The 20,767-nt window shown below is 69.1% G+C and carries 18 protein-coding genes and 1 tRNA gene; 6 read left to right on the top strand and 13 right to left on the bottom strand.

The genetic code is table 11. From position 1 onward, the window contains the following. Window positions 1–25: 25 nt before the first annotated feature. On the top strand, window positions 26–517 hold the full coding sequence (locus IFR14_RS09110; RefSeq protein ID WP_138946803.1) for a DUF3515 family protein: 492 nt from the start codon (window positions 26–28) through the stop codon (window positions 515–517). 20 nt (window positions 518–537) lie between these two features. On the opposite strand, the gene IFR14_RS09105 is transcribed toward IFR14_RS09110, so the two are convergent. The 11 genes from IFR14_RS09105 to IFR14_RS09055 all read right to left on the bottom strand — a co-directional run bounded on the left by IFR14_RS09105 (window position 538) and on the right by IFR14_RS09055 (window position 11,414). After that, window positions 538–1,629, bottom strand: a complete 1,092-nt coding sequence (locus IFR14_RS09105) for a D-alanine--D-alanine ligase family protein (RefSeq protein WP_191940862.1) — start codon at window positions 1,627–1,629, stop codon at window positions 538–540. After that, on the bottom strand, window positions 1,532–2,623 hold the full coding sequence (locus IFR14_RS09100; protein ID WP_229938610.1) for an NAD(P)H-dependent glycerol-3-phosphate dehydrogenase: 1,092 nt from the start codon (window positions 2,621–2,623) through the stop codon (window positions 1,532–1,534). The genes IFR14_RS09105 and IFR14_RS09100 overlap by 98 nt, the downstream gene beginning before the upstream one ends. Before the next feature lie 37 nt (window positions 2,624–2,660). Then, window positions 2,661–3,401, bottom strand: coding sequence for a lysophospholipid acyltransferase family protein (locus IFR14_RS09095; protein ID WP_191940861.1), 741 nt, complete (start codon window positions 3,399–3,401; stop codon window positions 2,661–2,663). A gap of 6 nt (window positions 3,402–3,407) precedes the next feature. Continuing rightward, window positions 3,408–4,778, bottom strand: coding sequence for a UDP-N-acetylglucosamine 1-carboxyvinyltransferase (gene murA, locus IFR14_RS09090; protein WP_064296294.1), 1,371 nt, complete (start codon window positions 4,776–4,778; stop codon window positions 3,408–3,410). Between the two features lie 19 nt (window positions 4,779–4,797). Further along, complete coding sequence (leuD, locus tag IFR14_RS09085; protein ID WP_191940860.1) at window positions 4,798–5,394, bottom strand: 3-isopropylmalate dehydratase small subunit; 597 nt, start codon at window positions 5,392–5,394, stop codon at window positions 4,798–4,800. Next, the gene (leuC, locus tag IFR14_RS09080; protein WP_085510608.1) at window positions 5,394–6,890 is read right to left on the bottom strand and encodes a 3-isopropylmalate dehydratase large subunit; all 1,497 of its coding nucleotides are present in this window, start codon (window positions 6,888–6,890) and stop codon (window positions 5,394–5,396) included. Before leuC ends, leuD begins: the two co-directional genes overlap by 1 nt. A gap of 191 nt (window positions 6,891–7,081) precedes the next feature. Then, on the bottom strand, window positions 7,082–7,381 hold the full coding sequence (locus IFR14_RS21380) for a DUF4333 domain-containing protein (RefSeq protein ID WP_079705634.1): 300 nt from the start codon (window positions 7,379–7,381) through the stop codon (window positions 7,082–7,084). Between the two features lie 806 nt (window positions 7,382–8,187). Further along, window positions 8,188–9,114 carry a hypothetical protein gene (locus tag IFR14_RS09070; RefSeq protein WP_191940859.1) on the bottom strand — a complete coding sequence of 309 codons (927 nt, stop codon included), beginning with the start codon at window positions 9,112–9,114 and terminating at the stop codon, window positions 8,188–8,190. Continuing rightward, complete coding sequence (locus IFR14_RS09065; protein WP_121290177.1) at window positions 9,111–10,166, bottom strand: trypsin-like serine peptidase; 1,056 nt, start codon at window positions 10,164–10,166, stop codon at window positions 9,111–9,113. The genes IFR14_RS09070 and IFR14_RS09065 overlap by 4 nt, the downstream gene beginning before the upstream one ends. Before the next feature lie 164 nt (window positions 10,167–10,330). Further along, a tRNA-Glu gene (locus tag IFR14_RS09060) sits at window positions 10,331–10,403 on the bottom strand. A 108-nt stretch (window positions 10,404–10,511) separates the two neighbouring features. After that, window positions 10,512–11,414, bottom strand: coding sequence for a diacylglycerol/lipid kinase family protein (locus IFR14_RS09055; protein ID WP_191940858.1), 903 nt, complete (start codon window positions 11,412–11,414; stop codon window positions 10,512–10,514). Between the two features lie 83 nt (window positions 11,415–11,497). Between IFR14_RS09055 and IFR14_RS09050 the strand changes: the two genes are divergently transcribed. Continuing rightward, window positions 11,498–12,136, top strand: coding sequence for an MBL fold metallo-hydrolase (locus IFR14_RS09050; protein ID WP_191940857.1), 639 nt, complete (start codon window positions 11,498–11,500; stop codon window positions 12,134–12,136). A gap of 10 nt (window positions 12,137–12,146) precedes the next feature. On the opposite strand, the gene IFR14_RS09045 is transcribed toward IFR14_RS09050, so the two are convergent. Then, window positions 12,147–13,241 carry a fatty acid desaturase family protein gene (locus tag IFR14_RS09045; RefSeq protein WP_191940856.1) on the bottom strand — a complete coding sequence of 365 codons (1,095 nt, stop codon included), beginning with the start codon at window positions 13,239–13,241 and terminating at the stop codon, window positions 12,147–12,149. 372 nt (window positions 13,242–13,613) lie between these two features. Between IFR14_RS09045 and IFR14_RS09040 the strand changes: the two genes are divergently transcribed. After that, entirely contained in the window at window positions 13,614–13,817 is a 204-nt protein-coding gene (locus tag IFR14_RS09040; RefSeq protein ID WP_056006986.1) for a cold-shock protein, read from the top strand. Between the two features lie 171 nt (window positions 13,818–13,988). On the opposite strand, the gene IFR14_RS09035 is transcribed toward IFR14_RS09040, so the two are convergent. Then, window positions 13,989–14,690: an SOS response-associated peptidase gene (locus IFR14_RS09035; protein ID WP_079705628.1), complete on the bottom strand. Its 702-nt coding sequence runs from the start codon at window positions 14,688–14,690 to the stop codon at window positions 13,989–13,991. Window positions 14,691–14,831: 141 nt separating this feature from the next. On the opposite strand from IFR14_RS09035, the gene IFR14_RS09030 reads away from it, so the two are divergent. From IFR14_RS09030 to IFR14_RS09020, 3 genes are read left to right on the top strand one after another with little or no spacing between them, the layout of a single operon-like run. Beyond that, entirely contained in the window at window positions 14,832–15,569 is a 738-nt protein-coding gene (locus tag IFR14_RS09030; RefSeq protein WP_191940855.1) for a hypothetical protein, read from the top strand. Then, window positions 15,566–17,161, top strand: coding sequence for a DNA polymerase Y family protein (locus tag IFR14_RS09025; protein WP_191940854.1), 1,596 nt, complete (start codon window positions 15,566–15,568; stop codon window positions 17,159–17,161). Before IFR14_RS09030 ends, IFR14_RS09025 begins: the two co-directional genes overlap by 4 nt. A gap of 44 nt (window positions 17,162–17,205) precedes the next feature. Continuing rightward, window positions 17,206–20,628, top strand: coding sequence for an error-prone DNA polymerase (locus IFR14_RS09020; protein WP_191940853.1), 3,423 nt, complete (start codon window positions 17,206–17,208; stop codon window positions 20,626–20,628). Window positions 20,629–20,767: the final 139 nt, after the last annotated feature.

The raw sequence follows: 20,767 nt of genomic DNA, 5'->3' as shown, positions 1-20,767 counted from the left end.
GGGATCAACGGTAGCCTGGTGGGCGATGTCCCCGATTCGTGTGCTCCTCGCCACCGCCCTCGCCGCAGCCGCAACCCTGGCCCTCGCCGGCTGCGCGCCCGCCGTCGCGCTCGAACCCGCCGCAGATGCGAACAACCCGCAGTGCGCTGAGGTCACGGTGCGTCTGCCCGACGTCGTCGCCGAACTGCCCGAGCGAGGGACCGACGCTCAGGCCACCGGCGCCTGGGGCGATCCCGCGACGGTCCTCCTGCACTGCGGCGTCGCGATCCCCGGCCCGACCACGCAGCAGTGCCAGTCGGTGAACGGCGTCGACTGGATCATCGACGACGCCGACGCGCCGAACTACCGGTTCACCACCTTCGGGCGCACGCCCGCGGTCGAGATCGTGCTCGACGGCGACGCCGTCGCCAGCAGCACCGTCCTGGCCGATCTGGCGCCTGCCGTGTCCGTGCTCCCGGTCACCGGGAAGTGCACCGCCCTCGGCGACGCCGACCTCCCGATCCCCACCGACGGCTGACCGTTCCGGCGCCGCTGCGTTCAGGAGCGGGCGCGCGCGACCTCGATCAGCTCGGTGATGAGCTCGGGGTAGCTGAGCCCCGAGGCCAACCAGCAGCTCGGGAACATCGAGATCGGGGTGAACCCCGGCATGGTGTTGACCTCGTTGACGACGAAGCCGTCCGCGGTCAGGAAGAAGTCGACCCGGGCGAGCCCCGCGCAGCCCAACGCCTCGAACGCCCGACGAGAAAGGTCCTGCATCTCCGACAACTGCTCGGGACGAAGATCGGCGGGGCAGACGAGCTCGATACCGGGGGCGTCGAGGTACTTCGCCTCGAAATCGTAGAAGTCGCGTCCGGTCACGACGACCTCGCCGGCCACCGAGACCCGAGGTGCCTCGCCGGGGAGGGACTCGAGGACCGCACATTCGACCTCGCGGCCCACCAGACCGGTCTCGACGAGCACGGTCGAGTCCTCGGCGAGGGCCAGTTCGATCGCCGCACGGAACGCGTCCGGCGTCGACACCTTCGACACGCCGACGCTCGAACCGGCTCGCGCCGGCTTCACGAACGCCGGTGACCCGAGCGATCCGAGCGACACGAGCACCTCCTCGGGTGCCGTGGCCCAGTCGTGGGCGGTGAACCGCACCCACGGGGCGACGGCGATCCCGGCGGCCTGGAGCACCGTCTTCGTGAAGTGCTTGTCCATGCCGAGGGAGGACGCGAGGACGCCGGAGCCGACGTACGGGAGGTCGACGAGCTCGAGCATGCCCTGCACGGTGCCGTCCTCGCCGAACCGACCGTGGAGGATCGGGAAGACGATGTCGATGGGGCCGAGGGTGAACGGGACGCCGTCCTCCCCGACGACGGTCAGCTCACGGCTGCCGATGCGCTCAGGCCAGCGCACGGCCGGCCGCGAGGGGTCGACCTCCGGCAAGTGCGCGGGGTCGAGCGCGTACCGGCTCGGGTCGTCGACCTCGAGGACGTACGAGCCGTCGTGGGCGATCCCGACCGGGTAGACGTCGTACCGTTCGCGGTCAATCGCGGCGAGGACGCCGCCCGCCGTTGCGCAGCTGATCGAGTGCTCGCTTGAACGGCCTCCAAAGAGCACCACCACTCCGGTCTTGTGCGTCATCGTTGCTTCTCTCCCCCTGGGGTTCGTCGTCGTCGGTCGTGAGGTGCGGTGCGATGTCCTTCGGGTCGAGCGTGCCGTCGAGCACCTGCTTGACCTGTTCGACGATGGGCATCGCGACCCCCTTCGCCTTGGCCAGCTCGAGCACCGGCGCCACGGACGCGAGCCCCTCCGCGGTCTGCTGCATCTGTTTGACGACGTCGTCGAACTGATACCCCTGGCCGAGGAGACGCCCCGCCGTGTTGTTGCGGGACAGCGGCGACTGGCAGGTCGCGATGAGGTCGCCGAGCCCGGCCAGGCCCGAGAGGGTCTCCGGCTGCGCGCCGTGGGCCACCGCGAAGTCGGTCATCTCGACCAACCCGCGCGTGATGATGGAGGCCTTCGTGTTCTCGCCGTAGCCGACGCCGTCGACGATGCCGATCGCGACGGCGATGAGGTTCTTGAGCACACCGCCGAACTCGGTGCCGATGACGTCGGTGTTCACGAAACTGCGGAAGTACCGGTTGCGCGCGAGGAGCGCGACCGTCTGCGCCGTCTCGAGGCTCTCCGAGGAGATCACGGCGGCCGTCGGCTGCTCGCGGGCGATCTCGAGCGCGAGGTTGGGGCCCGAGGCGACGGCGATGCGTGACGGGTCGATGTCGAGGGTCTCGCGGATGACCTCGCTCATCCGGGATCCGCTGCGACGCTCGACGCCCTTCATGAGCGAGACGACGATGGTGCCGTCCTCGAGGTGCGGGCGGAGCGCGATGAGGTTGTCGCGCAGGGACTGGCTCGGGACGGACAGGAACACGACCGAGGCACCGCGCACGGCGTCGACCATGCTCGCGGTCGCCGTCATCCGCATCGGCAGATTGATCCCGGGCAGGTAGTCGCTGTTGCGCTTGGCCTCGGTGATCTCGCGGGCGAGCTCGGGCCGTCTGGCCCACATGACCACGTCGGAGCCACCGTCTGCGAGGATCTTGCCGAACGTCGTGCCCCAGCTGCCCGCTCCGAGCACGGCGACCCTCGTGGCGGCCGGTGGTTGCGGAACGTTCCTAGGACTCAAAGCGGCCTGTCTCCTTCTGCTGGTGTTTCGAGGGATCCCAACGCTCCGTGGGAGCTTGGGCACCGCGCAGTTCCTCGCAGAGGGCGGTGATGGCCTGCATGACGACCTCGGTCGCCTCGTTCAGCGTCTTCGAGTCTAGCTGCCGCCCGGCGAAGGCCGAGAGGTCCACCGGCTCGCCGATGGCGACCTCGACGCGCTTCCGCAAGGGGAACACCCGCAGCTTGCCGTACCGGGGCATGACCTCCTGCGTGCCCCAGTGCGCCGCGGGGATGATCGGCAGGCCGTGCGTGAGGGCGATCCGGACCGCGCCGGTGCGCCCGCGCATCGGCCACAGGCCCGGATCACGGGTGAGCGAACCCTCGGGGTATACGACGACGCCCTGACCGCGTTCGGTCAGGTGTGCTGCAGCGCTGACCGGGTCCATCCCGCGGGCGGAACCCTCGCGCTCGACGGGGATCTGGCCGGACTTCCGCAACAACCACCCGACCACCGGGACCTTGAACAGACTGCCCTTCGCCATGAAGCGGGGCTGTCGCCCGAGCCGCCAGACGGCCACGCCCATGATCAGCGGGTCGAACTCGCTGTCGTGGTTGGGCGACAGGATGAACGGCCCCTCCTGCGGCAGGCGTTCGCCGTGCCGGACGCGGAGCTTGACGAGAGCACTGAACGGCGGGATCGCGATCGACGACAGCAACCAGTAGATCGACGGCCTCGACCGTTCCACCCCCACGGCGGACTACTTCGTTTCGAGGACGAAGTCAGCACCGAGCTGCTGGAGCTTCACGATGAAGTTCTCGTACCCACGGCTGATGATGCCGACGTTGCTGACCGTCGACTTGCCCTCGGCGGTGAGCGCCGCGATGAGGTGGCTGAAGCCACCGCGGAGGTCGGGTACCTCGATGTCGGCACCGTGCAACGGAGTCGGTCCGTTGATCACGGCGGCCTGCTCGAGGTTGCGCCGCGGCACCCGACGAGGCGTACCCGACAGCCCGTTGGGGTGCACGACGATGTTCGCGCCCATGGTGTTGAGCGCGTCCGTGAAGCCGAAGCGGTTCTCGTAGACGGTCTCGTGGACGATCGACTCGCCCGTCGCCTGCGTCAGCGCGACGATGAGAGGCTGCTGCCAGTCCGTCATGAAGCCGGGGTGCACGTCGGTCTCGATGACCACGGGCTTCAGCTCCTCCTTACGGTAGAACCGGATGCCGTCGTCGGTGATGTCGAACCCGCCACCGGCCTTGCGGAAGATGTTGAGGAACGTCATCATGTCCTGCTGCTTCGCGCCGCCGACGAAGACGTCGCCGTCGGTCGCGAGCGCGGCCGACGCCCAGCTCGCGGCCTCGTTGCGGTCGCCGATGGCCGTGTGGTCGTACCCCTCAAGCTTGTCCACGCCTTCGATGAGGATCACGCGGTTCGGCTCGTAGGAGATGATCGCGCCCATCTTCTGGAGGACGGCGATGAGATCCATGATCTCCGGCTCGATCGCCGCACCCTTGAGTTCTGTGGTGCCCTTGGCACGGACCGCCGTGAGCAGGACCTGCTCCGTGGCGCCGACGCTCGGGTACGGGAGATGCACCGTCGTCCCGTGGAGACCGTTCGGGGCCGAGAGACGGATGCCCTGCGGGAGCTTCTCCACGACCGCGCCGAACTTGCGGAGCGCGTCGAGGTGGAAGTCGATGGGGCGGTCGCCGATGCGGCAGCCTCCGAGGTCGGGGATGAACGCCGCCCCGAGGCGGTGGAGCAGCGGCCCGCAGAACAGGATCGGGATCCGGGAGAAGCCGGCGTGCGCGTCGATCTCCTCCATGTGGGCGGACTCGACGTTGGTCGGGTCGAGGCGGAGCTCGTTCGGGTTCTCGCCCTCCGTCACGTCCACGCCGTGGATCTCGAGCAGGGAGCGGACCACCCGGACGTCGCTGATGTTCGGCACGTTGCGCAGGACGCTGACGTTCTCGCCGAGCAGCGACGCCACCATCGCCTTGGTCACGAGGTTCTTGGCACCCTTGACCTCGATGCGGCCCCGGAGCGGGATACCGCCGTTGATCGTGATGCGGTCGACATCGAGTCCGACCGACGAGCCTGCCGCCTGTGACGCCTGGACGAGTGAATTCAAACCGGTACCTACTGCCTTGCTACTTGACGGGAATGGTGCGGGGCAGCCAGTTCGGCCGCCGGGCTTCGAACGCGGTGATCTGCTCCTCGCTACGGAGCGTCAGCCCGATGTCATCGAGTCCTTCGATGAGCCGCCACCGAGTGTAATCGTCGACCTGGAACGAAACCGTGAGATCGCCGACCGTGATGGTGCGGGTGATGAGGTCGACGACGGAATCGGAGCCGGGAGCGGCTTCGATCGCAGCCCAGAGCTGCTCGAGCTCTTCCTCCGTGACCTGGGCGGCCAGGAGGCCCTGCTTCCCGGAGTTGCCGCGGAAGATGTCGCCGAAGCGGGACGACACGACGACCTTGAACCCGAAGTCGCGCAAGGCCCACACGGCGTGCTCACGCGACGAGCCGGTGCCGAAGTCGTGCCCGGCGACGAGGATGCTCGCGCCCTGGTAGGCCGGCTGGTTCAGGATGAAGTCGGGGTCCTGGCGCCATCCGGCGAAGAGTGCGTCCTCGAAGCCCGTCTTCGTGACGCGCTTCAGGTAGACGGCGGGGATGATCTGATCGGTGTCGACGTTGGAGCGCCGCATCGGAGCGGCGACGCCGGTGACGGTCGTGAACTTGTCCATCAGGCGTGCACGCCTTCCTGCTCGGTGGCCGCGTGTCTGCCGGGCTCGACCTCGAGATCGGCCGGGCTGGAGAGCGTGCCTCGGATGGCGGTCGCCGCGGCGACGAGCGGTGAGACGAGGTGCGTGCGGCCGCCCTTGCCCTGGCGACCCTCGAAGTTGCGGTTCGACGTCGAGGCGCAGCGCTCCCCCGGAGCGAGCTGATCGGGGTTCATCCCGAGGCACATGGAGCATCCGGCGAACCGCCACTCCGCACCGAAGTCGGTGATGATCTTGTCGAGCCCCTCGGCCTCCGCCTCGATCCGAACCCGGGCGGAACCCGGGACCACCATCACTCGCACACCCTCGGCCTTCGTGCGGCCCTCGATGACGGATGCGAACGCCCGCAGGTCTTCGATCCGGCTGTTCGTGCAGGAGCCCATGAAGACCGCGTCCACCGGGATCTCCTTCATCGGGGTACCGGCTTCGAGTGCCATGTACTCCAGCGCGCGCTCGGCGGCGGAGCGCTCGTTCGGGTCGGCGATGGCCGCGGGGTCGGGAACGTTCTCGCTGAGCGAGACGCCCTGGCCCGGGTTGGTGCCCCAGGTGACGAAGGGTTCCAGCGCGTCGGCGTCGAGGAAGACCTCGGCGTCGAAGGCGGCGCCTTCATCGGTCGCGAGGGTGTCCCAGTAGGCGACGGCTTCGTCCCAGTCGGCTCCGGTCGGAGCGTGCGGGCGGCCCTGCAGGTAGTCGTAGGTGATCTGGTCCGGGGCGACCATGCCGGCACGGGCACCGGCCTCGATCGACATGTTGCAGATCGTCATGCGGCCCTCCATGGAGAGCGCACGGATCGCCGAGCCGCGGTATTCGAGGACGTAGCCCTGCCCGCCGCCGGTGCCGATCTTCGCGATGACGGCGAGGATGATGTCCTTCGCGGTCACGCCCGGCCGCAACGTGCCTTCGACGGTGATCGCCATGGTCTTGAACGGCTTCAGCGGCAGCGTCTGCGTGGCCATGACGTGCTCGACCTCGCTGGTGCCGATGCCGAAGGCCATGGCCCCGAAGGCGCCGTGGGTCGAGGTGTGCGAGTCGCCGCAGACCACCGTGATCCCGGGCATCGTGAGGCCGAGCTGCGGCCCGACGACGTGCACGATCCCCTGATCGAGGTCGCCGAGGGAGTGGATCCGCACCCCGAACTCCGCGGCGTTGCGACGGAGGGTCTCGATCTGCGTGCGGCTGGTGAGGTCGGCGATCGGCTTGTCGATCGCGAGCGTCGGGGTGTTGTGGTCCTCGGTCGCGATCGTGAGGTCGACGCGACGCAGCGGCCGGTCGGCCAGGCGGAGACCGTCGAAGGCCTGCGGGCTCGTCACCTCGTGGACGAGGTGCAGGTCGATGTAGATGAGGTCGGGCGTGCCGTCCTCACCCTTGACGACGAGGTGGTCGTCCCAGACCTTCTCGGCGAGCGTGCGCGGGTGCTCGGGAATGCTCGGGACGGACGGATCGGCGTTCAGCTGCGACATGTCGTGGAATTCCTTCAAACGATGAGTGGTCAGGCGTCAGCGACCTCCGCGACGAGGGAGCCTGGATCTAGGCCTCGTCGCGGCTGGGAAGGAGGAGCAGCCCGGACAACATTCGCCCAGCGTACCACCCGGTCCGTGGCGAAGCCGTCGGCACCGTCGTCGCTCGAGGGGACGCCGGTGCCGACACCGTGCTACTTCGGCGCGTCGATCCCGACGCGGTACTGCCCCTGGTCGTTGATGACCTCGACGGCCACCGGGTAGCTCTTCGCGTTGTACGAGAACGTGCACTCGAACTGTGTCCCGGTCGTGGCCGGCTGATCGCTCGGGCACTCGACCTTCTCGACGTCTGCGAGGCCGAAGTCCTGCTTGAGCACCTCGGCCACACCGGTCTGCACCGAGCCGCGGTCGAGCATCGGCGTGAACAGGCGACCGACCGAGAGGAGGGTGAGCGGGACGGCGATGAGCGATGCGGCGACCGCACCGATGAGCACGCCGGTCCAGAGTTTGCGCCCAAGTGGCTTGCGCGCGGGTTTCCGGCTCGGAGCAGGCTGCTGGCCCGCGACGCCGTACTCGGGGCCGGGACGGAACGGACCGGTCTGCTGTGGACCGGACTGCGATCCTTGCTGTTGCGGACCTGGCTGGAACGGGCCGGTCGGGTGCTGCGCCTGTCCCGGACCGAAGGGCTGTGGCCCGGTCGGGCGTGCCTGACCGTAAGGAGGTTGACCCTGCGGCCCCTGAGGCTGGCCCTGCGGCGCGCCGAATGGACGTCCCTGTGGAGCCTGACCGGGGGCCCGACCCTGCTGAGGACCCCCGGGCGCGTGACCGGGCTGACCAGTCGATGTCGGGGGCCGGAACCCGTCCGGACCGCCTGGCCGCCCCTGCTGCTGCGGCTGCTGGTTCGGGCCTGCGTTCGAGGGCCGCTGCTGCTGCACCCACGGCTGCCCACCGGGCGCGCCGGCGAACGGCGCTCCAGGCTGGGTGGGCGGCTGCGGCGCTGGACCGTTGGACTGCTGCCCTGGGGCGTCTCCCTGCGGACGGGGCCCTCCGCCGGCCTGACCAGGCGCGGACAGCTGAGACGGGCCGTTCTGCGACGGGACGCCCTGCGGTGGTCCGTTCTGACCCTGCGGCGCGCCGTTCTGGGGTGCACCGTTCTGCGGCGGCGTCTGACGCTGCGGGCTTCCCGGTCCGAACTCCAGGCGAGGTGCGTTCGGGTCGGGGAATCCCGGCGGCTGCTGGTCGGGGCGCAGGGGGCCGCCGACCGGGGGCTTTCCGAGGTCCTCGGGCTTCTGGTCGTCGGTCATTTCCTCAACTCCTCGATCCGATCCCAGAACGCGGCCTGATCGGCCGCCGGGATCACCGTCACGTCGAATCCTGATGGTGCGGTCGGCAGGTCCTCGAGCGTCGACGTGCCCGACACCTCGAAGCCGGCCTGCAACTGCAGCGTCGTCTTGCTCTCGACCGTCCCGCTCAACTCCATTTTCACGAGGCCGCCCTCGGCGTTCTGGAAGATCGTCACCGGGAGGAGCGTCGCGAGGTCGTCCTCGCTGAACGACGCGACGAGGTCGTCCGGGAGGTCGAACAGCGTCCCGACGGCCAGCACGCTCTCGAGGCTCGCGCTCGTCGAGATCTGCGAGGAGCCGTCGTTGCGCATCGAGACGACGACGCTGCTGAGCGCGCCGTCCCCCGAGCTGCGAGTGGTTTCGACCGCGCTGTAGATGTCGCACGCGATGGAGATGCCGGGGTAGACGCAGGCCGGCCCGAGCGAACCTTCGGCGTCCTCGTCAGCCACGTACTGCGTCTGGACGGCCACCCACTCCGTGGGCGCGAGCTCCTTGAGTTCACCGCCGAGCAGCAGGAGGTCGTAGTCGACTCCCGCCTGGTGATAGATGTCGACGGTGTCCCCGTCGGCCGAGCCCTTGTCCTGGCTGAACGACGCGGTCGGGTCGCCGAAGAGCACGACCGAGTCGTTCTCGTGCGACTCGAGGTCTCCCGAGACGGCGTGGACGTATGCCGACCCGATCACGTCCGGCGCCTGGCCGATCTGGGCTGACAGCAACTCCAACCTCGCCTCGGCGAGATCCTGCATGTAGCTCTGCTGGGCGGCGGCGTCGGGGAACGCCGATCCGGGCGTCGTGCACGCGCTCAAGGCGAGCGCGGCGCTCCCGGCCAGAGCCAGGACGCCGATCCGCCGCCGGCGTCGCGTCATACTCGCGCTGGCGGTCATGACCCCTCCGCCAGAGCGTCGTTGTACAGGGTGAGCGCCCGCTGTCCGAGGACGGGGCCCTCGAGCCAGGAACCGTCGCCGCGCGAGGTGACCGAGGTGACGTACCCGGCGCCGGTGGCGGGATCCAGGCGGGTGAGCCAGCCCCCGCCCGAGCAACCCGGGGTCATGAGGCAGTCGACCCGGTATCCGGCGTATCCCTTCGTGGCGGCCTGGCTCGCGCAGTAGCGCTGCGACTGTCCGTCGAACGGTGCGGCGGACGGATACCCGATCACCGTGATGCCCTCGGGCGGCGTACCGAACGAGATGCCCTGACCGCCGGTCACCTCCTGGATCTTCTGGCCTGCAGCGTTCGGGGCGAGCCGGATGAAGGCGAAGTCGTAGGCCCAGCCGTTGCCGCTCGTCGCACCGCTGGCGTCCGAGGTCGCCTCACTCGTGAACTCGTCGGGGACGTAGGTGCTGACCCCGGCCCACTGCCCGTAGGGCTGGGTCTGGCCGTTGGCCGCGTCGGCCGGGATGAAGATGATGTTCTCGGCGAGCTGTTTGCCGTACGTGTCCCAGACGCAGTGGCCCGCCGTCAGGACGAGGTCCATGGTCGGGGCGTTGACGACGCTCGCGGAACAGACGTACGTGGCACCGCCGATGGAGAAGTACAGACGTCCCTGCGTCGCCGCCGCCAAGCCGGTCGCCGGGTACGGGTCGCCGGCTGCTGTCGGGGTGATGGCCTTGACGTCGACGTCGGGACCGACCCCGGTACTCGGGTGCACGACCACGCCGGTGGCCTGGTCGCCCGTGAGCGTGTCCTCACCCGGCTTCAGATCCGGTGCCGTCGCTCCGCCGAACTTGTCGTCGGTCCAGTAGTCGTTGACCTCCTGAGGACTCGCGTCGAAGTCCTTGCGCAGCGTGTCGTCGGTGCCGCCGGCGACGTCGACGACGGGGCCGGCACCGCCGGCCACGGGCTCCCCCGTCACCGGGATGGAGCACCCCGTCAGCAGGGCGGCGAGGATCAGGACTGCGGCTGTCGCCGGAGCGCGGCGCTTCTGCTTCACGGTCACCCGGCCAAGCTAGCACGCAGCGGCACTCGGCGAGATCGGTGCGGGCCCTGCCTTCGGAGCGTCCCGGAAGGCCCGCGTGGCCATCCCGAGGCGCACTCGAGCCGCCAAATGAACGAAGCCCCGCTTCCTGATGACTCAGGAAAGCGAGGCTTCGTTCGGTGTTGTGACCCCAACGGGATTTGAACCCGTGCTGCCGCCGTGAGAGGGCGGTGTCCTAGGCCGCTAAACGATGGGGCCGTAAGCAACGGATATGAGTATGCCATACGATTTCGAGCCGTACAAATCGAGGCCACCAGCGGCATCCGACGGGCGTGTCGCGCGGTGGTCGTGCTCGGGCGGACGCGGTCACGCGAGCACTCGGAGGGCGCCGGGGACCACGTCGATCGTGACCGGCAGCGGACCGATGCGCTCCCCGTCGGCGTAGGCCGTGATGCCGTCCGCGGCGATCGAGACCGAACGGACCCTCGACAGTCGCACGATGTCGAGATCCGTGTGGGCACCCGAGAAGACCTTGGGGAACAGCCGGAGGAACCGGAATCGGGACACGGGTGTGACGACGAAGAGGTCGAATCGGCCGTCGGCGAGGTCCGCCTGCGGCGCGATGAGCATGCCTCCACCGATCGAGGTGTTGTTCGCGACGGCGAGGAGGACGGCGTCGACCGTCTCCGGCGCCCCGTCCACGGTCAGCTCGTACCGGCGGGGTCGCAGGGCCAGGAGCTCACGGAGGATCGCGATCGTGTACCGACTGCGCCCGCGCGGCCGTCGCATGCGGTTCGCCCGTTCGTTGACGAGGGCGTCGAAGCCTGCGGACACCGCACCGACGAACCAGGTCGTCCGCTCGCCGTCCGTCACCGTGCCGGCGTCGATCACGCGCGGCTCGCCCTCGAGCGCACGGAGCAGGGACGCGATCGCGGCTGCGGGATCCCCCAGCGGGATCCCGAGTCCCCTGGCGATGTCGTTGCCCGTACCGGACGGGACCACGCCGAACGGCAGGCCCGAGTCCCGCACCGCCTCGACGGCCAGACTCACCATGCCGTCGCCACCGACGACGACGAGCGCGTCCAACCCAGCCTCGATGGCAGTCTGCACCGCGCTCCGGAGCTGCCCGACGGTCTGCTCCTGCAGACGGACGGCGCGGTGCCCGGCTTGCTCGAGGGCGTCGAGCACCATCGGGCCAACGGCTCGGGTCGAGCCGAACGACGCGGTCGGGTTGATGGCGACGCCGATGCGTCGGGGCTGCGTGGTCACCTGCCGATTCTGACAGGCCCACGGCGGCTGGATACCCGGACGACCGGGTTGCCCCCGGCGCTCCCACGGTATTCACTCGTCCTATGAGACTCACGAAGTTCGAACATGCAGCATTCCTCCTCGAGACGGACGGCGCCAAGCTGATCGTCGACCCGGGCGCGTTCACGTCGCCGATCGCCGATGTGGAGCACACCGCGGCGGTCCTGATCACGCACCTGCACCCCGACCACTGGACCGCGGAGCACCTCGACCGCATCCTCGCCGCGAGCCCGGAGGCCGTCCTCTACGGACCGGCCGGTGTCGCCGCCGCCGCGGGCGGCTACGACATCACCGTCGTCGCTCCGGGAGACGTGGTCGAAGCCGGGCCGTTCACGCTCCGCTTCTTCGGAGGGACCCACGCGGTCATCCATTCGTCGATCCCGGTGATCGACAACGTGGGCGTCCTCATCAACGACCTGGTGTACTACCCCGGCGATTCCTTCGCCGTCCCCGAGGGCGTCGAGGTCGACGTCCTGGCCGCCCCGGCTGGTGCACCGTGGATGAAGATCTCCGAGGGCATGGACTTCGTCACCGCCGTCGCGCCGAAGCGCGCGTTCGGGACACACGAGATGGTGCTCTCAGGGCCGGGACAGAGCATGTCGCACGACCGCCTGCAGTGGGCGACCGAACAGGGCGGCGGGACCTACTACCCGCTCGCCCCGCTCGACACGCTCGAGGTCTGAGCCGGATCGACTACCGGCGGCGGAAGTTCGCCGCCGCCGGGCAGTCGAACGGGTCGCGGGCTGAGAGCCCGACCCGGTTGAGGTACTCGATGACGATGGCGTAGGACTGCAGCAGGGTCGTCTCGGTGTACGGCACCTGCTGGGTCTCGCAGTGCTCTCGAACGATGACGCGAGCACGGGCCAGAGCCGGGCGAGGCATGCTCGGGAACAGGTGGTGCTCGATCTGGTAGTTCAGGCCGCCCATGAAGGTGGCCATGCCGAAGCCGCGGACGTTGCGCGAGGTCAGCACCTGCTTGCGGAGGAAGTCGAGCTTCATGTCGGCCGGGATGATCGGCATGCCCTTGTGGTTCGGCGCGAAGGACGCACCCATGTAGACACCGAAGACCGCGAGCTGGACGCCGAGGAACGCGAACGCCATGCCGACGGGCAGGAAGAGGAAGATCGCAGCCAGGTACAGACCGACGCGGGCGACGATCATGCTGATCTCGGCGGCGCGGCCGTCGACCTTGCCCGGACCGAAGAGGGTCTTGAAGGACAGCGCGTGGAGGTTGATGCCCTCCAGCATGAGGAGGGGGAAGAAGAGGTAGCCCTGCTTCCGGGTGATCAGCGCCTGCAGGCCTTTCGCCTTCGCCGCGTCCTCCTCGATGAAGGAGATCGTGTCGATCTCGATGTCGGGGTCCTTGGTGACCTGGTTCGGGTTCGCGTGGTGGCGCGTGTGCTTCGTCATCCACCACGAGTAGCTGATGCCGACGATGCCCGCCGCGAGGAAGCGGCCGGCGCGGTCGTTCGCCCGACCCGACTCGAAGACCTGACGGTGCGAGGCCTCGTGGGCGAGGAAGGCGAACTGGGTGAGGATGATGCCGAGCGCGCCGGCGATGAGCAACTGGAACCAGGACTCGCGGAGCAGGACGAACCCGGTGACGCAGCCGAGGAGCGCGATCACGAGGAACGAGAACGTCAGGATGTAGAACATGCGGTGGCGGCGGAGGAGTCCCGCCTCGCGAACCGTCTTCAACAGCGACGAGTAGGAGCTGGTGACGTTCGTGGCGCCGGGCTTGCGGGGGCTCGTGGCACGAACCGGGCCGAGGATGGCTTCAGTTGACATGGGCACTCCGGAGGAATCGTGTCGACTTCCCAGCCGGGGTGGTGAGCGGACGCTCGGGCGAGCATGCGCTCTGCAGATGGCCTCAGCCTACGGTCGACGGCTGGGGAATCACCGCAGACCGCGAGATCCGCTGGAGATACCCAGGCATCACGTCGAATGTCGGAAAAAGACGCAGAATTGGCCAATCCGTTACGTGTTCGGCTGCCGTTTCGAGCCGAGATGGGCTAACGTGGATCGAAGTTGTTGTGTTGCGCAGGTATTTCAAGCCGCGTTTCCACCGATGGATACGCTGCTTTTCTGAGGAGCGAGCAAAGAACACCGCGACGAACGGGCCCGAAAGTCGGGAACGGTCACTCATGAAAGAGGAAATACATGTCAACTGGAACTGTGAAGTGGTTCAATGCCGAAAAGGGCTTCGGATTCATCACTCCTGACGACGGCAGCGCCGACGTCTTCGCACACTTCTCCGCCATCGCGACGAGCGGCTACCGCTCGCTCGAGGAGAACCAGAAGGTCGAGTTCGAGACCAACCAGGGCCCCAAGGGCCTGCAGGCCGAGAACATCCGCCCCCTCTGATTCTCTGATCAGTCGGAGCTGACGATCCGAGCGGCCGGTCATTCCAGCCCTCGCGTCTGAGACACCGAGAACCGCCCCTGACGTTCGCGTCAGGGGCGGTTCTGTGTTTTCGGGCCAGCCCCCGGTATCCCCGGGGCAGTTCGGTGCCTCCGGGCGACGCTCCTCCTGCGGCTACTCCTGGACGGGGAGGATGAGCTCCGGTCCATCACCCTGCAACGGCGCCACCCGGTGGAAGACGAGCTGCTCCGCGACGTCGGTCGCTGCGGACACCATCTCGTCGACCTCGTCCTGATCGGCCTCGTGGTGCGGATCGAGCCAGGCGTCCCAGCATTCCGGAGGCAGCGTCACCGGCGTCCGTGGGTGCAGCTCCTGCAAGGGACCGACCGCCGGCCGCGTGAGGATGGTCGCGCTCAGCACCCAACGGCGCGGGTCATCGTCCGGTAGCGAGCGGTCGCGCCACCACGAGTAGAGGGCCGCGAAGACGATCGGTTCACCACCCGCGGTCTGCACGTAGTACGGGGTCTTCGTCGCGCCCTCGGTGTGCCACTCGTAGTACCCGGCAGCAGGCACCAACGCGCGCTTCTGTTTGACCGATGGCGCGAACGTGGGCTTGGTGGTGACCTCCTCCGCGCGAGCGTTGAAGGTCGGGTACTGACTCTTCAGCTCGGTGGCGAACGACGGCACGAGTGACCACCGCGCCGATTCGAGCCGGCGGACCACCGGCCCCGTCTTCACCGAGTCGAGGATGATCGGGATCTGCTCGGTCGGGCGCACGTTGTACGAGGGCCCGGGCAGCTCGGCAGCCGCGTGGTCGATGTCGAAGAGCTCGATGAGTTCCTCGGTGGATTCGGTCACGACGAAACGTCCGCACATGGGCCCAGCGTACCGGGCGCCGCTGACACCGCGGACCGCGTGTCGGTGGGATGCGGGACCATGGTCGAGTCATCCGTCAGTCGTCGTCGAGACCGGATCGAGCCGGTTGACTTGTTCGAAGATATGTTCGAATATTGAGCCATGGCCCTCCGCGCACTCGTCGACTCCCCCGTCAGGGCGGACACCGCGACCGAGCTGCACGAACTCCAGGGGCGCATCAAGCGGATGCAGGGGACGCGCCTCGACACCCGGTCCCTGCCGACCGCTCCTGAGCTCTCCCGGCTCCTGCCCGGTGGCGCTCTCCAGGCCGGAGGCAGCTACTCCGTCCTCGGCTCCACGGCACTCGCCATGTCGCTCATGGCCGGGCCGTCCGCAGCCGGGACGTGGTGCGCCGTCATCGGTCTCCCGTCGTTCGGCGTAGAGGCGGCGGCCTCCATGGGCATCGACCTCGAACGGCTCGTCCTCGTCCCCCAGCCCGGTCCGGACTGGCTCACGGTCACCGCGGCCATGGCCGACGTCGCCGGCGTGCTCATCACCGCGCCTCCCGGACGGATCGCCCCGAGCGACGCCGCCAGACTCGCGGCTCGCCTCCGGCAGCGCGAAGCCGCACTGATCGTCCTCGGTTCCTGGCCGCAGAGCGATGCGACGTTGCGCGTGACCGAGAGCTCCTGGAGCGGCCTCGGGGCGGGGCACGGACATCTCCGGCATCGGCGGCTCACCGTCAGCTCGATGCTCGGCCAGGGGGCTGCGGGCCGGCCCAGGACCGCGCACCTGACGCTGCCCCTGGGATCGATCGAGGATCGCACCTCGCAGCTCGCCGGCTCCGGCCTCATCGACGACGACACGGTCGTCCGGCTCCCGATGGTCGTGAACCGATGACGACCGAACCGCCTGCGGGACCGGTCGAGCGCACCATGGTGCTCTGGTGCCCCGACTGGCCGATCGTGGCGGCACGACTCTCCGGGACGCTGTCCGAGGACACGACCGACGCTCCGCTGGCCCTGGTCGAGCATGGTGAGGTCCTGGCCTGCGACGCCAGCGCACGTCGAGCAGGAGTGCGGCGAGGACTCCGTGTCCGCGAGGCTGAGGCCCGCTGTCCGGAACTGGCGACCGCCGACTACGACCCGGTCGTCGACACCCGCGCCTTCGAGCCGATCCTCCTCGGCATCGAGGAACTCATGCCGGGCGTCCAGCCCTTCCGGGCCGGGCTCTGCGCCATCCGATCCCGAGGACCGAGCAGATACTACGGCGGCGAGTCGGCTGCGGCAGAGGTGCTCCTGGCCCGTCTCGACGAGCTCGGTGTCCCCGATGCACGGATCGGCATCGCCGACGGCCCGTTCGCCGCGGAGCAGGCCGCGAGGTCCACCGCGTTCCAGCAGGACGGTTCCCGGATCATCGTCATCCCCTCCGGAGCCTCTCCCGCCTTCCTGGCCCCGCTCCCCCTGTCCACCCTCGGGCGCCCCGAACTCAGCTCACTGCTCCACCGGCTCGGGATCAGCACCCTGGGAGCGTTCGGCGCACTGCCCGCGACCGAGGTCCGCGACCGCTTCGGCCCCGACGGCGCCCGAGCGCACCGCCTCGCAGCCGGCGCGGACGCCCGAAGCGTCGTCCCTCGCGTGCCACCCACCGAGCTGGCCGTGTCGATAGCCTTCGAGCCCCCGCTCGACCGCATCGACCAGCTGACCTTCGGGTTCCGACAGTCCGCGGAACGGTTCATCACGGGCCTGGCGGAGGCCGGCCTCGTGACCACCGCGATCACGATCAGCATGCGGAGTGAGCGCGGGGAGCGCTCCACCCGCACCTGGCTCCACCCACGCTGGTTCACCGCCGGCGACGTCCTCGATCGCGTGCGTTGGCAGTTGCAGGGCGCGTCCAACATCGATCACGGACTCGCCTCCCCCGTCGAACTCGTCGAGGTCGTCCCGGAGACCCTCGACGACGCCGCGGAACACGAGGAGGGGCTCTGGGGCAGCGGACCGGACGAACGCATCCACAGCGGACTCGCCCGCGTCCAGAGCATGCTCGGTCACGACGGCGTCGTGACCGCGGTGCCGTCCGGCGGACGCCTCCTCCTCGACCGCCGCATCCTCGTCCCCTGGGGCAGTGTTCCACCGGGTGGCGAGGCGGCCGTGGCCGAACGCCGGAACCGACCCTGGCCCGGGACCATCCCGGGAGCGGCTCCGTCGACCGTCTTCGACACCGCCGTGCCGGTCGAGGTCGTCGACGCGACGGGGCTGGCCGTGACGGTCGACGAGCGCAGCACCGTGAGCGCGGCGCCCACACGGTTCTTCGCCCTCTCGGACTGGCACGTCATCGACGGCTGGGCCGGCCCCTGGAGCATCGACGAACGCTGGTGGGACGACGACGGCCACCATCGCGTCCACCGTCTCCAGGTCCTCGACGACTCGGGTGAGGCCTGGCTGCTCCTGTTGGAGGAGCAGCACTGGAGGGCCGAGGCCCGCTACGACTGAACCGCATCACGTCCGCACCGCACCGCATGACGAAGGAGCCCAGCATGGGATGGAACAACCCCCCGGTCTCATGGTCGGAGTTCGAGCGCCGTCTGTCCGACGCGAGCCGACCGGCCACCCTGCCGCTGGGAGCCGACGGCGGGGACAGCCCGGCCTGGTCGCGGAAGCGTCAACCGTATGTCCCCGAACCACCAGAGCAGCGCCCGCCGACGACGCGGGTCCCCTATGCGGAACTCCACGCGCACTCGAGCTTCAGCTTCCTCGACGGCGCGAGCCCGCCGGAGCGGCTCGTCGAAGAGGCTGCGGCACTCGGCCTGCACGCGCTCGCGCTCACCGACCACGACGGTTTCTACGGCGTCGTCCGGATGGCCGAGGCGGCGGAACGGTTCCCCGACCTCCGGACGGTCTACGGTGCCGAACTGTCCATCGGCCTGGACCGGCCGCAGAACGGCGTCCCCGACCCCGTCGGGCATCATCTGCTCCTGCTCGCCCGTCGAGCAGAGGGGTATCACCGTCTGGCCGGCGCGATCACGGACGCACAACTCGCCGACGGTGCCGAGAAGGGCCACCCGATCTACGACCTCGAGCGGCTCGCCGCCTCCGTCGCCGGCCACGTCACCGTGCTCACCGGGTGCCGCAAGGGGTTCGTCCGCACCGCGCTCCGTGAGCACGGTCTGGAGGCCGCCGCCGCCGCGGTCGACCGACTCGTCGCCCTGTTCGGTCCGGAGCACGTCGTCGTCGAGTTGAGCGACCACGGCCACCCGGAGGACTCGGCGGAGAACGATGCACTCGCCGAGATCGCGGCGTTGCTCGACCTCACCGTCGTCGCCACGGGCAACGTCCATTACGCCACGCCCGAGCAGCATCGACTCCAGACCGCGCTGGCGGCCGTCCGAGCACGACGCAGCCTCGACGAGCTCGACGGATGGCTTCCCGCGGCCGGAACCGCGCACCTGCGGAGCGGCGCCGAGATGGCGGACCGGTTCGCCAGATACCCCGGAGCGGTGGCACGGAGCGTCGAGCTGGCCGACGAACTCGCCTTCAGCCTGCGGGCGGTCCGCCCGAAGCTCCCGCGACAGCGCGTCCCAGAGGGCCATACGCCCATGAGCTGGCTTCGGCACCTCGTGCTCGAAGCCGTCCCCGCCAAGTACCCCGACGCCACTCCCGAACACCTCCGACGCATCGAACGGGAGCTCGAGGTCATCGAGCAGAAGGACTTCCCCGGGTACTTCCTGATCGTGCACGACATCGTCAGTTTCGCCCGCGGCCGGGGCATCCTCTGCCAGGGACGCGGTTCCGCCGCGAACTCGGCCGTCTGCTACCTGCTCGGGATCACCGCCGTCGACTCGATCTTCTACGAGCTGCCGTTCGAACGGTTCCTCTCCAGCATGCGAGAGGAGGAGCCCGACATCGACGTCGACTTCGACTCCGACCGGCGCGAGGAGGCCATCCAGTACGTCTACGAGACCTACGGACGCCGCAACGCCGCTCAGGTCGCGAACATCATCAGCTATCGGCCGAAGTTCGCCGTCCGCGACACCGCCAAGGCGCTCGGGTACAGCCCCGGTCAGCAGGACGCCTGGTCGAAACAGGTCGAGCGTTGGGGCGGGGTCATGTCGAGCACCGACCACGACATCCCCGAGCGCGTCGTCGGCCTCGCGCAGCAGATGCTCACCCTGCCCCGGCACCTGGGCATCCACTCGGGTGGCATGGTGCTGACCGATCGGCCGGTCGGCGAGGTCTGCCCGATCGAGCACGGGCGCATGGACGGTCGCACGGTCCTCCAGTGGGACAAGGACGACTGCGCCTGGATGGGTCTCGTCAAGTTCGACCTCCTGGGTCTCGGCATGCTCTCGGCCATCCAGTACTGCTTCGACCTCGTGGCCGAACACACCGGGGAGCGCTGGACCCTGGAGACCATCCCGAAGGACGAAGCAGGGGTCTACGACCAGCTCTGCCGGGCCGACACCATCGGGGTCTTCCAGGTGGAGAGCCGCGCGCAGATGGGCATGCTGCCGCGCTTGCTCCCCCGCCGGTTCTACGATCTCGTCATCGAGGTCGCCATGATCCGCCCGGGGCCCATCCAGGGCGGCGCGGTGCACCCCTACCTGCGCCGGAAGACCGGCCAGGAGCCCATCACCTACCTCCACCCGAGCCTCGAACCGGTCCTCGAACGCACGCTCGGCGTGCCGCTGTTCCAGGAGCAGCTCATGCAGATGGCGATGGCCGTCGGTGGGTGTTCGGCCGAGGATGCGGACCTCCTGCGCCGGGCGATGGGATCGAAGCGCGGCGAGGAGAAGATCGAGAGCCTCAAGGACACGCTGTACCTCGGCATGGCCGGTAACGGCATCGTCGGAGCGGACGCCGATGCCGTGTACGCCAAGATCCAGGCCTTCGCCAACTTCGGCTTCGCTGAGAGCCACTCCCTGAGCTTCGCCCTCCTCGTCTACGTGAGCGCCTGGCTGCGTCTGCACTACCCGGGGGCGTTCCTCGCGGCCCTGCTCCGGGCGCAGCCCATGGGGTTCTACTCGCCGATGACGCTCGTCGCCGACGCCCGCAGACACGGCGTCTCCGTCCTTCGTCCCGATCTGCATCGCTCCGGCGCACAGGCCGGCCTCGAAGCGCTCGACCCGGAGGCCGCCCCCGGTGCCCCGGTCGCTCCCGGCGGACGCACGCGCTGCCTCGAACACGATCAGGGACCGACCGGGCTCTTCGATCCACTCCTTCCCGACGATTCGGCAGGACACCGGCGCGACGGCGCACTCGCCGTCCGGCTGGGTCTCTCCTCCGTCCAGGGGATCGGTGAGGAGCTCGCGAAGCGGATCGTCGCCGAACGGGAGTCCGGAGGGCTGTTCACCAGCCAGGCCGACCTGGCCAGGCGGATCGGCCTGAGCTCCTCGCAGTTGGAGTCGCTGTCGGCGGCGGGCGCCTTCGACGGATTCGGCCTCACCCGTCGTGAGGCGATGTGGGGCGCAGCGCAGGCCAGTCGGCATCGTCCCGACCAGCTCGAGGGGACGTTCACGACCGTGCAGCCGCCGTTGCTCCCGGTTCCGACGGCCGCCGAACAACTCATCTCCGACATCTGGTCGACCGGGATGTCGACCGACGACCACCCCATCCGCCACGTCCGTGCCGATCTCACACGACGAGGTGCGCTGCGGTCCGACGAACTCCTGACGGCGCAGACGGACCGTCGCGTGGAGGTCGGGGGTGTCGTGACGCATCGGCAACGGCCGGCGACGGCGAGCGGCATCACCTTCATGAACCTCGAGGACGAAGCGGGACTCGTCAACGTGATCTGCAGTGTCGGCGTCTGGAACCGGTATCGCCGCGTGGCCAGGGAAGCCCCGGCGATGGTGGTCCGCGGCATGCTGGAGCGATCACCGGAAGGCATCGTCAATCTGGTGGCGGATCGGTTGGAAGCGCTCCGGATCGGGGCGAACACCCGTTCGCGCGACTTCCAATGACCGGTCACGACCAAACCGCGGCGGCCTCCTCCTCCGAACACCCTCTACAGCACAGCACGAGACTCATGGGATTCCCAGGCAGGCCCCGGGAAGGAATGACCGGGAGCCACCCGGCGTTGTCCCCAGTGTTGAGTAGACC

This window comes from Plantibacter sp. CFBP 8775 (assembly GCF_014839505.1).
GTDB classification, from domain to species: Bacteria; Actinomycetota; Actinomycetes; order Actinomycetales; family Microbacteriaceae; genus Plantibacter; species Plantibacter auratus.
This window is presented reverse-complemented; position numbering and strand designations above follow the sequence as displayed.